The sequence below is a fragment of the Paenibacillus nitricinens genome (assembly GCF_052056485.1).
GTDB lineage: Bacteria > Bacillota > Bacilli > Paenibacillales > Paenibacillaceae > Paenibacillus_AQ > Paenibacillus_AQ nitricinens.
The window spans coordinates 5,134,460-5,147,373 of sequence record NZ_CP183948.1 but is presented as its reverse complement, the minus strand read 5'-3'; the positions used below and the strand labels follow the sequence as shown (position 1 = coordinate 5,147,373).

The window sequence follows — 12,914 nt, the reverse complement described above, 5'->3', positions numbered from 1 at the left end:
TAAAGGACGCCGAAGACGTTTATACTTGTACATTTCATATGAGCTTGTAACGGAAGTGTTTGTGGTGGGTGAGCGGTAATCTCGGAGGTGATACATTGGACAAATTGGTGATTGAGGGTGGAAGTCCCCTGTCAGGCACCATTCGTATCCATGGAGCAAAAAATGCGGCGCTGCCGATTCTAGCGGCAAGCCTGCTGGCCGAAGGAGTTCACTCACTGCATAATGTGCCGAAGCTGCTGGACATCGAGACTATGCTAGACATCCTAGATCGGCTGGGCTGCAGGTGCGTGCATCAAGAGGATACGGTGACGATAGATACGTCTGCCGTCGGGACATCTCATATCCCTGAGGATTTAATGCGGCAGATGAGATCTTCTATTTTTCTAATGGGACCGTTGTTATCCAGATTTGGAGAGGTAACGATCTATCAGCCCGGGGGCTGTGCGATCGGAGAGCGTAAAATAGATCTTCATCTACAAGGACTTAAGGCGTTAGGGGCGGAGATCGAGGAGAGCAACGGAAGAATATTCTGTCGGGGTTCTAAGCTTATAGGGAGTGATATTCATCTCGACTATCCAAGTGTAGGAGCAACGGAGAATATTATGATGGCTGCCGCAAAGGCAGAGGGAACAACAACGATATCGGGGGCCGCGAGAGAGCCGGAGATACAGGACCTACAGCAATTTCTAAATAGTATGGGTGCTCAGATTATCGGTGCAGGTACGGACACCATCACAATTCAAGGGGTGAAAAACCTATATCCCTGTACGTATGAGGTGATACCTGACCGGATTGTGGCTGGAACCGTAATGATTGCTGCGGCAGCTACACGAGGAAATGTGACTTTGACACATGCCAACGCGGGGCATCTGACTTCGCTTATTCATGTGCTCAAGCGGGCTGGTGTTCAAATCACAGTGTGCAATGATATAATTAATATCAGTTGTATGGGGCGTCCACGTGCTGTTGAGAGAATTGTGACTTCTCCTTATCCTTCTTTTCCAACCGATCTGCAATCTCAGGTCATGGTGCTGTTGTCTCTCGCTGATGGCTTCAGTGTAATCAAGGAGACGGTGTTTGAGGGACGATTCAAGCATGTTGAAGAAATGGCGCGGATGGGCGCTGATATTTCTATTGATATGAATCGTGCGTTTATTCGCGGCGTTCAGAGATTGTATGGTGCTACTGTGGAAGCTACTGATTTGCGTGCAGGTGCGGCTCTGGTCATTGCTGGGCTCGCTGCACAAGGGACTACAGTCGTTGAGCAAGCACACCATATTGACCGCGGGTATGACGGAATAGAGAAGCTGTTTCAGAAGCTTGGCGCGCGTATAAGCCGCAAGGTACCCGTACCGGATCCACTTGATTTGGCCAATTAAAGCTCCCTGTCTCCTTCAGTTCTACCAAGGAAGGAGACAGGGCCTTATTACGGAGATATGAGAATGACAACAACCCGATTACCTCTTCTTAAAGAGGACAAGCCTAAGAAAAAAATGAGCCGTAAGATTACGGCGATCCTTCTGCTACTGTTCACTGCACTTCTTGCTGTGATTTTTTTTAGATCGTCTATTAGTCACATTACAGTGATAGATTTTCAGGGAAGCAAGTATTCTACTAGTGAAGAATTACTCTCGCAAAGTGGAATTCATATAGGTGGACAATTCTTTGCCGTTTCTACGAAGTCTGTGGAACAATCTCTGCTGGAGCTTAAGACGGTTAAGGCCGTGGCCGTAAAGAAGGATTTTCCCGGGGTAATTACAGTGAAGATTGAAGAATTCCCTGCGGTGGCCTATGAACTGGAACAGGGTGGCATCTTGAAGGCGATTCTGTCGAGTGGAGCTGCAGTGCCAGTAAATGATACGGGGATAGCCGTTGAGAAGCCCATATTAACTAACTGGGATCCGGACGATCCGAATAAGGCTAAGCTATGTCAAGCGTTAGCAAGCATTACTAATGAATTGACAAGTGATATCTCTGAGATTGTTCCGTCGCCAACCTTGTCATTTCCGGATCGTATCAAGCTCTATACTAGATCCCGTTTCGAAGTGATCACATCCATCTCTTTATTAAAGAGCAAAGTGTCATACTTGAATCAGGTAATAGAGACAAAGGAGCCTGGACTTATCACGATGCTTGAAGCCGACTCGTATGTTCCTTTTCAGGTCGAAAGTGAGGAGCAAAAGGGCGATGAGCAAAAAGATGTGCAAGAGTAGAGTAGAGGTCAATAGTCCCTACTAATAGAGTTCAAAAAATGCTACAATCGGATTTACGGGCAAGAAGCTATATCCCTCTTTTTTCTTCGATTTTTTTGAAATATAATCCTATATATGGTTAGTAATAACCAAAAAGGCTTATATTTCTTGTGATAATTATCATTCTTATAAAAAATTATGAGTAACTAATCACATTTAGGGATGTTGGAATATTATTCCGTTCAAAAAATTTGTAGAAAAAAGAGGGAAAGGGTTAGGTATGTTGAATATGTACAGAGAAGTTTCCCGGGACCGGGATAAGGTTATGCAAATTATTTTGATTATAACAGGAGGTGCCATAGGACTTGAGCAACAATGACATCATTGTTAGTTTGGACATCGGTACATCCAAAGTTCGGGCAATAATTGGGGAAGTTACCAATGGAACCTTTAATATTATTGGCGTTGGATCTGCTGATTCGGAAGGAATACGTAAAGGCGCGATTGTAGATATCGACCAAACTGTGCAATCGATCAAAAGTGCTATAGATCATGCAGAGCAAATGGTGGGTATTCAAATATCAGAGGTTTATGTAGGCATTTCCGGTAATCATATTGGCCTGCAATCCAGCCACGGTGTCGTGGCCGTTCAGAATGAGGATCGTGAAATCGGTGAGGATGATATCGATCGCGTTATTAAAGCTGCGGAAGTCATCGCTATGCCTCCGGAGCGAGAAGTGATTGATGTTGTTCCTAAACAATTTATCGTCGATGGTCTCGAAGGTATTCAGGACCCGCGCGGAATGATTGGTGTTCGTTTAGAAGTGGACGCAACCATCGTTACGGGTGCTAAGACGCCAATACATAATCTACTGCGCTGTGTTGAGAAATCAGGGCTGAAAGTGAAGGATCTTGTGCTGATGTCTCTTGGTGCTGGTGGATTGGCGCTTTCCAAGGACGAGAAATCGATGGGATCTGTTCTGGTTGATATCGGTGCCGGGTCGACAACGATAGCCATATACGAAGAAAGTTCCCTTTGTGCAACCTCTACGATTCCGATCGGCGGAGAATTTGTAACAAATGATATTGCATACGGACTACGTACACTTACTGATCAAGCGGAGAAAGTAAAGCTAAAGTATGGTTGCGCATGGATTGACGATGCAGCCTCTGACGTTGTCTTCAAGGTGCTGCGCATTGGCAGTAATGTAGAGAAGGAATTTAACCAAGAGGATTTAGCGGCAATTATCGAACCACGGGTGCAAGAAATCTTCCATCTGATTAAACAGGAAGTGAAACGGCTTGGTTACAGTGAACTACCTGGAGGTTATATACTAACGGGTGGAACTGTTTCGATGCCTGGCGTATTAAAGGCGGCCCAGACTGAATTGGCCGCATCTGTACGCATCGCTGTACCGGATTATATCGGTGTACGGGACCCTGGGTTTACCGGAGGTGTTGGTATCCTGCATAATGTTGTCCGTAGCTTCCGTGGAAGAAGCAGTGGTGGAAGCAGCAACAAAAAGACGGTCAACCGGAGTAAGCAGAACGCCACTCCAAATCAGGAAACGGCTCAGAAGACCGGGTTTGTCGAGCGTCTAAAGAACATGTTCAGCGAGTTTATATAAGTGTAAGTCCAGATATACTTGGACCGGCCATCCAAGCACATTGAGGGGGAGATGGAACTATATGTTAGAATTTGATTTTGAAATGGAGAGCTTGGCGCAAATAAAAGTCATCGGCGTAGGCGGCGGAGGTAGTAATGCTGTCAACCGGATGATTGAAAACGGCGTTCAGGGTGTAGAGTTTATTACGGTTAATACAGACGCCCAAGCGTTGCATATGGCCAAATCGGAGCACAAGCTGCAGATTGGGGACAAGCTAACCCGCGGTTTGGGTGCAGGCGCCAACCCTGAAGTCGGTAAGAAAGCAGCGGAGGAATCCCGTGATCTGATTTCGAATACCCTTAAAGGTGCAGACATGGTGTTTGTTACTGCAGGAATGGGTGGCGGTACCGGTACAGGTGCTGCGCCAGTTATAGCTGAAATTGCTAGAGAGTGCGGAGCCTTGACTGTGGGTGTAGTTACTCGTCCGTTCACCTTTGAAGGAAGAAAACGTTATAACCAGGCAATGCTTGGTATCGAAGCTTTGAAAGAAAAAGTCGACACGCTAATCGTCATTCCAAATGACCGTTTGCTTGAGATCGTTGATAAGAAAACACCGATGTTAGAAGCTTTCCGTGAAGCAGATAATGTTCTCCGGCAGGCTGTTCAAGGTATCTCTGATCTAATTAAGGTTCCTGGTCTAATTAACCTTGACTTTGCGGATGTGAAGACCATCATGACCGAGCGCGGTTCAGCGCTCATGGGTATTGGTATCGCAAATGGTGAGAACCGTGCGTCAGAAGCCGCACGCAAAGCCATCATGAGCCCACTCTTAGAAACGTCTATTGAAGGTGCTCGTGGCGTAATTATGAACATTACGGGAGGATCCAACCTCTCTCTATACGAAGTGAATGAAGCGGCTGAGATCGTTACATCCGCCTCTGACCCTGAAGTGAATATGATCTTTGGTGCGATTATAGATGAGGATCTGAAGGATGATATCAAAGTAACAGTAATTGCTACTGGCTTTGAACATAAACCTTCGCCTGAAACTCCAGGACGTCGTCCGGTCTCGACGAATAACGAGCCTGCGGCAGCACCGGATAAGAGCGCAGCAAATTTACGTCCTTTCGGCAATCAGAGTTCTTCTGACCAGCTCGATATTCCGACGTTCCTGCGTAATCGTACTCGGGGCAACAACGATTAATTAAAGAGAATCAAGTTAATACGAGAACACCGTATCGCTTAGCTAATTAGCTATGGCGGTACGGTGTTTTTTTTTGAAATAAAAGATCTAAAAAATTCCATGAAGAAGGAATAAATCCTCACGCGCTATAACTCGACAAAAAAACCGCAAGAATGCCCCCCAAGTTTAGACAGACTTTGAAAGCGAGACTTTCTATACTAATCATATCGTCCAAAAAACAGAGCCTGATCCAATTTGGCTAGAGGATAGATTCCGCCATTAAGCAGGTGAATGCACTGGTTGTTTATATTGACTTGATATTCGCCGCCAATCTAGTGATCGACGGAATTCTTTTGTGGCTGACAGGCTGGATGGTTAAGCTGAGAATCTCATGGTGGCGTTTAATCGTCTCAGCTCTCGTTGGCGCACTGTATGTAGTGATGATGTTTGTACCGGAGCTGTCTTTCATGTATACCTTCCTTATCAAGTTTGGATTGTCGGTAGTTATGTTATGGATTGCCTTTGGTTTTGGGAGTCTGCAAAGCTATCTTCGCACTATGGGAGCTTTCTATATTATCAATTTTGCAGCCGCAGGTGGAATTGTTGGTATTCACTATTTGCTGCAGAGCTCCAGCGACATTTGGAATGGTATTATGTTCACTGCTTCAGGAGGGCATGCCTACGGCCTAAAGATCGGCTTTTGGTTTGTCATTGCAGTATTCCCCCTGGTGTTAATCTGCTTCAAGGCAGTGCATTCTTCACGAATCAGAAGGGAGCAGCTTGAAACCTATATCGGTGAGGTGGTTGTTGAAATTGATGGTGTAAGTGTTTCCTGTCCTGGCCTGTTAGACACAGGTAATCGTCTCTGTGATCCTTTGACCCGCATACCGGTGATGGTGATGGAATCGACGCTCTGGGAGGGGCATCTGCCTGCTGCATGGAAAGGGAGACTCACTCAGGATGGTGCGGACAAACTTTTGCTAGAAACGGACGGGCAGTCGTTTGCTTGGCAGGATAGGATGCGACTAGTACCTTACAGGGGGATTAACCGAGGGGCATCATTTATGCTCGCACTGAAGCCAGACCTTGTGACGATAAAGCTCGGTGAAGATATCTTTTATAGTAAAAGAGTCTTAATTGGGCTGGATGGCGGGACACTCTCAGGAGATGGAGCCTATCGGGCGGTCATTCATCCAGATTTAACTCAAAAAGAGAGCGCCACTGATGCAGCACTACCTTCCTAATCTTTAAAGCTAGCTGAACCAAACTTCTGATGGCTGAAAGCGGGAATTAAAAGCTTTATACGCTAACCGTGTACTTCTTGGAGGAGGAACAATAATGGTCAAATGGAAAATTGCTCTGCAGCTGCAATATTACCGCATGCTGTTTCTACTGGGGTTGAAGAGTCAGGAAATCTATTATATCGGCGGGAGCGAGGCTCTACCTCCACCGCTGACACGGGAAGAAGAAGAGTATCTGCTTCAGCGGCTATCCAGCGGCGATGCAGCTGTTCGTGCGATGCTGATTGAGCGTAACCTGCGCCTCGTAGTGTATATCGCTCGTAAATTTGAGAATACCGGAATCAATATTGAAGACCTGGTTTCGATAGGGGCTATCGGATTAATTAAGGCGGTTAACACTTTTGATCCCGAGAAAAAAATAAAACTAGCAACTTATGCATCACGTTGCATAGAGAATGAAATTTTGATGTATCTGCGGCGTAATAGCAAGACACGAAGTGAGGTTTCTTTTGATGAGCCTCTTAATATCGATTGGGATGGTAATGAGTTGCTGCTCTCAGACGTATTAGGAACGGAAAATGATACCATTTATCGGAACATTGAAGAACAGGTCGATCGCAAGCTGCTGCAAAAGGCGCTGGAAAAGCTGAGTGAACGGGAAAGACTCATTATGGAGCTGCGTTTCGGACTGCGTGGGGGCGAAGAAAAGACGCAAAAAGATGTGGCGGATCTACTCGGAATTTCCCAATCTTACATTTCTCGTCTGGAGAAACGAATTATTAAGCGGCTGCGTAAGGAGTTTAACAAGATGGTATAAGGTGAAATTAGCAAGGAATAAAATGGCCAACCCGGGAGATAATGTACAGTAATGTTTCTCCTTGGGAGGTAAATCATCATGACCCGTAATAAAGTCGAGATTTGCGGTGTGGATACTGCTAAGCTGCCTGTTCTAACGAATGTGGAAATGCGGCAACTGTTCACTTCGCTGCAGCAGCAGGGCGAGCGATCCGCCAGAGAGAAATTGGTAAATGGTAATCTTAGGCTTGTTCTAAGTGTTATCCAGAGGTTCAATAATAGGGGGGAATTTGTTGACGATTTGTTCCAGGTAGGCTGCATCGGTCTGATGAAAGCCATCGATAATTTCGATTTATCACAAAACGTTAAGTTCTCCACATATGCGGTTCCGATGATTATTGGTGAGATCCGCCGTTACTTACGTGATAACAACCCGATTCGAGTATCGCGTTCACTCCGAGACATTGCTTACAAGGCGCTTCAGGTACGCGATAGTCTGACCAATCAGAATTCGCGGGAACCGACGATATTCGAAATCTCTGAAGCACTTGGTGTACCGAAGGAAGATGTAGTCTTTGCCCTTGATGCTATTCAGGATCCAGTGTCCTTATTCGAACCGATCTATCATGACGGTGGCGATCCTATTTATGTAATGGACCAGATTAGCGATGATAAGAATAAGGATGTGTCGTGGATCGAAGAAATCGCCTTACGTGAAGCGATGCGAAAGTTAGGTCAAAGGGAGAAACGAATTTTATCCATGCGGTTTTTCGAAGGAAAAACACAGATGGAGGTCGCAGATGAGATTGGTATCTCACAGGCACAGGTTTCACGGCTTGAGAAATCTGCGATTCAGCAAATGCAAAAGCATGTGAAGTCTTAAATCGTCTCAAATGAGGAGACATCTAGAATCCGTTTAAGGATTTTGGGTGATCTCCTCTTTTTATTGTTTAAGCATCGCCTCACTTTGTGGGGATATTTCATGCATGTGGCCAAGCTTTCATAACATATATTGGACTATAGGTCTGATTGTACAGGGGTGGTGAAATGAACGAGGATTATTTAGGATCAGCTAAAAAGATGAAAATCTCTGATTTTCAGACTAAGGACGTTATTAATATTGTGGATGGCAAGCGACTAGGCCAAATCAGTGACTTAGAGCTTGATTTACGCCGAGGTGTTATCGATGCCATCGTAATTCCCGGCTACACACGGTTTATGGGTTTGTTCGGAGGAGGAACGGATCTGATTATTCCATGGCGAAACATTGTCAAAATCGGATCTGATGTCGTGCTTGTGAAGATAGAAGAATCAAGAATGCCTCAAGGGCAGGATGAACGAGAAACGATGTATCTGGAACGAGGGGACCGAGGCGAACGGCGCACTTATTAATTAGGTGCGTTTTTTGTTTTTTATAAAAGAATTGGAGTGCATCGCATAAAAAGCTGTTAATTTGAGGTTTTAAGCTTAAGCGGCATTTTGTGGGGGTATTTACATGTGGTACACTTAGGCGGAGGTGAGGATATGGAACCGTTTGTGCAGGGGAAGGAAACACTTATGCTGCTCCATCTGGAGCCTTGGTGTGTGGAGCATAAAGAAATTACAGCAGGGTTTACAGGTAGACAGGGAGGGGCTAGCAAAAAGCCTTATGACAGCCTGAATTGTGCATTTCATGTTGGGGATGCTCCGGAAGATGTCTTAACGAATCGTAGGACGCTTGCGGAAGCTCTTGATTTCAAGCCGGAAGCTTGGACTTGTGGGGAACAAACCCATGGAGCAGAAATAGCAGTGGTAAGGGAAGCCGATCGTGGTCGGGGCCAAAAGGATAGAGCCTCGGCATTTCAGACAACCGATGGCTTGCTTACAGATGTGCCGGGTGTATTGCTTACTTCTTTTTATGCGGATTGCGTGCCTCTTTACTTTTATGATCCAGTGCACCGAGTCGTCGGTCTTGCGCATGCTGGCTGGAAGGGAACTGTGGCCCAGATTGCAGCCGCGATGGTGAGTAAAATGGAGACCGTTTACGGCAGCCATCCGCAGGATATCATTGCAGCGATCGGACCCTCCATTGGGGACTGTTGTTATGAGGTGGACGATTATGTGATGAAGCATGTCCGTCAATTGGAGGGTGATTTGAGCAAGCCGACAGAAACAGCCGATTCTGTAGGGCTATACAGAACATCTGACACAGATGAGAACAAATACATGCTAAACTTGAAAGAAATGAATCGACGCATTATGATTAAAGCAGGAATATTGCCGACTCATATCGAATGTACTTCTTGGTGTACAAGCTGTAATCAAGATTTGTTCTTTTCTTATCGTAAAGAAAATGGGGTTACAGGCAGGATGACGAGCTGGATCGGAATAAAGGAGAGTTGAAAGTTGGCTTTAACACTGCAGGAGAGAATTGCTGAAGTAGAGGAACGTGTAGCACGTGCCTGCGCGGCAAGCGGCCGGGATCGAAATGACGTCAAGGTAATTGCAGTGACGAAATATGTTTCTCTGGAAATGGTGTCCTCCGTATTGGAGGCAGGCCTAGAGCATATTGCCGAGAGTCGCTGGCAGGATGCTGAGCACAAATGGAAGGTTTTAGGGGACCAAGGGACATGGCATTTTATCGGGCATTTGCAGACCAATAAGGTTAAAGACGTTATTGGCAAGTTTCAATATATACACTCTTTAGACCGGATATCCCTGGCGCAAGAATTACACAAAAAGGCGATTGCCGCAGATCAAGAAGTGAATGTCTTTCTTCAAGTAAACATCTCTGGAGAAGATACGAAATTTGGTCTGTCGCCTGAGGCGGTACCTGGATTTTTGCGTGAAATTGCTAGTCTCGACCGTGTAAAAGTAATTGGACTAATGACGATGGCACCTTTAGAAGGTGATCCGGAGCTTACCCGCCCTGTATTTCGCGGACTTCGTGAGCTGCGCGATGAGCTCAATCAACTTGCTTTGACACCTGAGCCGATTACGGAGTTATCCATGGGAATGTCGAATGATTTTGAAGTGGCGATACAGGAAGGAGCCACCTGGGTACGCCTAGGTACGGTGTTAGTAGGCCATTAGGAGGGATCGTGATGAGCGTTATGAACCGATTTATGAGTTTTTTGGGCTTGCAGGAGGAAGAGGAAATTGTGGAGCGGGAGCGTATTTCCCAAGATGAGGATGAATATGAGCCAGCCCCTGTCGAAACCCGCAAAAATCAAAGGGGCAACGTTGTCAGTATCCATTCGCAGAAGAATGTAAAAGTTGTACTTTATGAGCCGCGTTCGTACGATGAGGCACAGGAAATTGCGGACCATCTCCGTTCTCACCGGACGGTAGTGATTAATCTTCAGCGTGTCCGTAATGATCAGGCGATGAGAATTATTGATTTTCTTAGCGGAACCGTTTATGCCCTTGGGGGAGGAATCTCTAAAATTGGGGGCAATATATTTATGTGCACGCCAGATACCGTTGAAATTCAAGGTGCCATTACAGAAATCCTAGGTGACGATCCAGACTATAACAGAATGAGGTGAATGAGCTTTGCTCCAAATTGATTACATTATTGATATGCTGTTTAATATTTATTTTTACATGATTATTTTCTACGTACTGATGTCGTGGTTACCAAATGTTCGTGAGAACTTTATCGGAGAACTGCTGAGCAAGCTTGTTGAGCCGTATTTGACACCATTTCGTCGGTTTATTCCGCCACTCTTTGGTACGCTTGATATTTCCCCGATCATAGCACTGCTTGTCTTAGAATTTGCGGCAGGTGGACTCAAATCCATTTTGCACTTAATTTTTTAGGCAGAAGTGATGAAGACAGAAGTTTACGGGCATTTTCATCCCGATGAAAGACAATTTGTGGACAAGGCTTGGGAATGGGTTACCCATGCTGGAGAATATCATGAGACGAAACTGACCGAATTTCTAGATCCGCGCCAAGGATTTATTCTGCAAAGTCTCGTCAATCGGCATCCAGATGTTATCGTCAGATGGGAAGGCGGCCACCCTGAGGCAGAGCGGAAGCGAGCACTCATTGCGCCTGATTATCGTGATCTGGAACATGAGGACATGGAGCTGAAGGTTCTTGCGATAACCTCTGGGGAGCAAAAGTTTCTGGCGCTAGAGCATGGGGACTACATGGGCTCTATTCTGGGTGTTGGAGTAAAACGTGGCAAAATCGGTGATATTCATGTTCTGGACGATGGTTGTCATGTGGTAGTAGCTGCTGATATTGCAGATTATTTAGCCATGAATTTAACTGGAGTTCATCGAATACAGGTGAGCACGGAGGTACTGCCACTTTCTGCCTTGCGTAATAGTGAGGTGAAGCTGGAAATGATGGATTTGACTGTAGCGTCCCTACGATTGGATGGCATTGCCGCAGATGTAACACGGCTTAGCCGAAGCAAAATTCTTGCTCCCATCAAGGCTGGACGCGTTCGGGTAAATTGGAAAGTGGAAGAAGACCCTTCCTGCGGACTTAAAGATGGTGACATGGTATCTATTCAAGGATTTGGTCGATTCAAGGTTCTAGAGGTCGGTAGTTTGACGAAAAAGGGCCGATACCGTGTTCAGGTTGGTAAATTTGTGTGAATCCCTTGCAGGAATCCGGCTTTACTTGTCGAAATTGATTATTTCGAGGGAATCAAACATTTTTAAAGCAGGACGCCGATATTTTATAGAAGAGGCGAACCATGAATGGCAGTTGGAACGTCGATATAATCCTCTGCCTTTACTTGAAGTACAGTCTTGCTTCTTTGTCTGCTGCGCAGGGTTGGTTCAGAGACTTAGAAGGTCCGAAATTTCTAGGAGGTGCACAGCATGCCATTAACACCGCTCGATATACATAACAAGGAGTTCTCTCGGAGACTTCGCGGTTATGATGAGGACGAGGTCAACGAATTTCTGGATCAAGTCATTAAGGATTACGAAAGTGTCATCCGTGAGAACAAAGAGCTGCAGAATCAGCTTTTGTCCATTCAAGAGCGTTTAGATCATTTTGTGAATATTGAAGAGAGTTTATCGAAAACGATCTTAGTCGCTCAGGAAGCGGCGGATGATGTGAAGAACAACTCCAAGAAGGAATCGCAGCTCATTATCAAGGAAGCGGAAAAGAACGCGGATCGGATTATTAACGAAGCGTTATCCAAATCCCGTAAGGTTGCTATTGAGACTGAAGAATTGCGCAAGCAAGCTTCGATCTATCGCACTCGTTTTCGCACATTGGTGGAAGCACAGCTTGAGCTGTTGTCTCAGGATGACTGGAATGCCTTGGAGAGTCGTGAGGCAAGCGAGAGCGTAACTTTTAAGGATGATGTTCTACATCGTATCTGATGCATTATGACGATTGAATGCTGATTTGGTGTGTGATTAGGCCAGATCCGGGGCTTAATGGTCTTCGATCAGATTAGAGGGAATTCCCTCTAATTTATAATTTCATGCTAAAATCGGCTAAATAGAGGGAGTTATTCCCTCTATTTTTATTTTCCGCTAAAATCGATCATAATAAAGTATTCAGCATACTCTGGTATACTCCTAATTGCGGATTTCGCTAGCGGTTGTTGACATTTAGACTTAAAAAGTCTATAAATAGAACATATCTGTATAATGTTTATATGTATTCGATGACGGGACAAGTACGACAAGGTAACGTTCTCCAGAGAGTCGGCGATTGCTGAGAGCCGATTGTTCGAACCCTGCCGGAAGATCTTCCCCTAGAAGTTAAGCTGAAGCGTTGATCGTGCGTAAGCTTAGCCGTCTGCCGGACGTTACACCGGACCTGTGCATGAGATTTACGCACAGGACTGAGATTGTGCTGAATACATTCCCCTTAAGGATGTGCTCATGCGCAGAATTAGGGTGGTATCGCGAGCGTTGTCTCGCCCCTTTGGGGGTG

At 45.6% G+C, this 12,914-nt stretch carries 14 protein-coding genes and 1 other annotated feature; all 14 genes read left to right on the top strand.

Going from position 1 to position 12,914, the window contains the following annotated elements:
- The first annotated feature begins 95 nt into the window (after nt 1-95).
- The 14 genes from murA (at nt 96) to ACN6KS_RS22970 (ending at nt 12,352) form a co-directional block, all read left to right on the top strand.
- A complete protein-coding gene (murA, locus tag ACN6KS_RS23035) occupies nt 96-1,379 on the top strand; it encodes a UDP-N-acetylglucosamine 1-carboxyvinyltransferase (RefSeq protein ID WP_094873072.1) in 1,284 nt (427 codons plus the stop codon).
- A 63-nt stretch (nt 1,380-1,442) separates the two neighbouring features.
- A complete protein-coding gene (locus tag ACN6KS_RS23030) occupies nt 1,443-2,213 on the top strand; it encodes a cell division protein FtsQ/DivIB (RefSeq protein WP_094873070.1) in 771 nt (256 codons plus the stop codon).
- A gap of 344 nt (nt 2,214-2,557) precedes the next feature.
- Nucleotides 2,558-3,820: a cell division protein FtsA gene (ftsA, locus tag ACN6KS_RS23025; protein WP_094873069.1), complete on the top strand. Its 1,263-nt coding sequence runs from the start codon at nt 2,558-2,560 to the stop codon at nt 3,818-3,820.
- 61 nt (nt 3,821-3,881) lie between these two features.
- A complete protein-coding gene (gene ftsZ, locus ACN6KS_RS23020) occupies nt 3,882-5,003 on the top strand; it encodes a cell division protein FtsZ (protein ID WP_094873067.1) in 1,122 nt (373 codons plus the stop codon).
- 275 nt (nt 5,004-5,278) lie between these two features.
- Nucleotides 5,279-6,226: a sigma-E processing peptidase SpoIIGA gene (gene spoIIGA, locus ACN6KS_RS23015; RefSeq protein ID WP_094873089.1), complete on the top strand. Its 948-nt coding sequence runs from the start codon at nt 5,279-5,281 to the stop codon at nt 6,224-6,226.
- A gap of 91 nt (nt 6,227-6,317) precedes the next feature.
- The gene (sigE, locus tag ACN6KS_RS23010; RefSeq protein ID WP_028530613.1) at nt 6,318-7,040 is read left to right on the top strand and encodes an RNA polymerase sporulation sigma factor SigE; all 723 of its coding nucleotides are present in this window, start codon (nt 6,318-6,320) and stop codon (nt 7,038-7,040) included.
- Between the two features lie 78 nt (nt 7,041-7,118).
- On the top strand, nt 7,119-7,901 hold the full coding sequence (gene sigG / locus ACN6KS_RS23005; protein ID WP_036683631.1) for an RNA polymerase sporulation sigma factor SigG: 783 nt from the start codon (nt 7,119-7,121) through the stop codon (nt 7,899-7,901).
- A gap of 164 nt (nt 7,902-8,065) precedes the next feature.
- Nucleotides 8,066-8,410, top strand: a complete 345-nt coding sequence (locus ACN6KS_RS23000; RefSeq protein WP_076284758.1) for a YlmC/YmxH family sporulation protein — start codon at nt 8,066-8,068, stop codon at nt 8,408-8,410.
- A gap of 132 nt (nt 8,411-8,542) precedes the next feature.
- Nucleotides 8,543-9,400 carry a peptidoglycan editing factor PgeF gene (gene pgeF, locus ACN6KS_RS22995; protein WP_094873066.1) on the top strand — a complete coding sequence of 286 codons (858 nt, stop codon included), beginning with the start codon at nt 8,543-8,545 and terminating at the stop codon, nt 9,398-9,400.
- A gap of 3 nt (nt 9,401-9,403) precedes the next feature.
- On the top strand, nt 9,404-10,090 hold the full coding sequence (locus ACN6KS_RS22990) for a YggS family pyridoxal phosphate-dependent enzyme (protein ID WP_042190837.1): 687 nt from the start codon (nt 9,404-9,406) through the stop codon (nt 10,088-10,090).
- An 11-nt stretch (nt 10,091-10,101) separates the two neighbouring features.
- Nucleotides 10,102-10,545: a cell division protein SepF gene (locus ACN6KS_RS22985; protein WP_094873064.1), complete on the top strand. Its 444-nt coding sequence runs from the start codon at nt 10,102-10,104 to the stop codon at nt 10,543-10,545.
- Nucleotides 10,546-10,579: 34 nt separating this feature from the next.
- Nucleotides 10,580-10,819 (top strand): YggT family protein, encoded by a 240-nt coding sequence (locus tag ACN6KS_RS22980; RefSeq protein ID WP_060622150.1) that lies wholly within the window; start codon nt 10,580-10,582, stop codon nt 10,817-10,819.
- 9 nt (nt 10,820-10,828) lie between these two features.
- Nucleotides 10,829-11,611 (top strand): RNA-binding protein, encoded by a 783-nt coding sequence (locus ACN6KS_RS22975; protein WP_094873063.1) that lies wholly within the window; start codon nt 10,829-10,831, stop codon nt 11,609-11,611.
- A 228-nt stretch (nt 11,612-11,839) separates the two neighbouring features.
- Entirely contained in the window at nt 11,840-12,352 is a 513-nt protein-coding gene (locus ACN6KS_RS22970) for a DivIVA domain-containing protein (RefSeq protein ID WP_076299650.1), read from the top strand.
- 281 nt (nt 12,353-12,633) lie between these two features.
- Nucleotides 12,634-12,908, top strand: a binding site (T-box leader).
- The last annotated feature ends 6 nt before the right edge of the window (nt 12,909-12,914 follow it).

Coding starts and splice junctions, on each gene's coding strand:
- ACN6KS_RS23030 (WP_094873070.1), top strand. CDS start 1,443: ATGACAACAACCCGATTACCTCTTCTTAAAGAGGACAAGCCTAAGAAA.
- ftsZ (WP_094873067.1), top strand. CDS start 3,882: ATGTTAGAATTTGATTTTGAAATGGAGAGCTTGGCGCAAATAAAAGTC.
- sigG (WP_036683631.1), top strand. CDS start 7,119: ATGACCCGTAATAAAGTCGAGATTTGCGGTGTGGATACTGCTAAGCTG.
- ACN6KS_RS23000 (WP_076284758.1), top strand. CDS start 8,066: ATGAACGAGGATTATTTAGGATCAGCTAAAAAGATGAAAATCTCTGAT.
- pgeF (WP_094873066.1), top strand. CDS start 8,543: ATGGAACCGTTTGTGCAGGGGAAGGAAACACTTATGCTGCTCCATCTG.
- ACN6KS_RS22985 (WP_094873064.1), top strand. CDS start 10,102: ATGAGCGTTATGAACCGATTTATGAGTTTTTTGGGCTTGCAGGAGGAA.
- ACN6KS_RS22980 (WP_060622150.1), top strand. CDS start 10,580: ATGCTGTTTAATATTTATTTTTACATGATTATTTTCTACGTACTGATG.
- ACN6KS_RS22975 (WP_094873063.1), top strand. CDS start 10,829: ATGAAGACAGAAGTTTACGGGCATTTTCATCCCGATGAAAGACAATTT.
- ACN6KS_RS22970 (WP_076299650.1), top strand. CDS start 11,840: ATGCCATTAACACCGCTCGATATACATAACAAGGAGTTCTCTCGGAGA.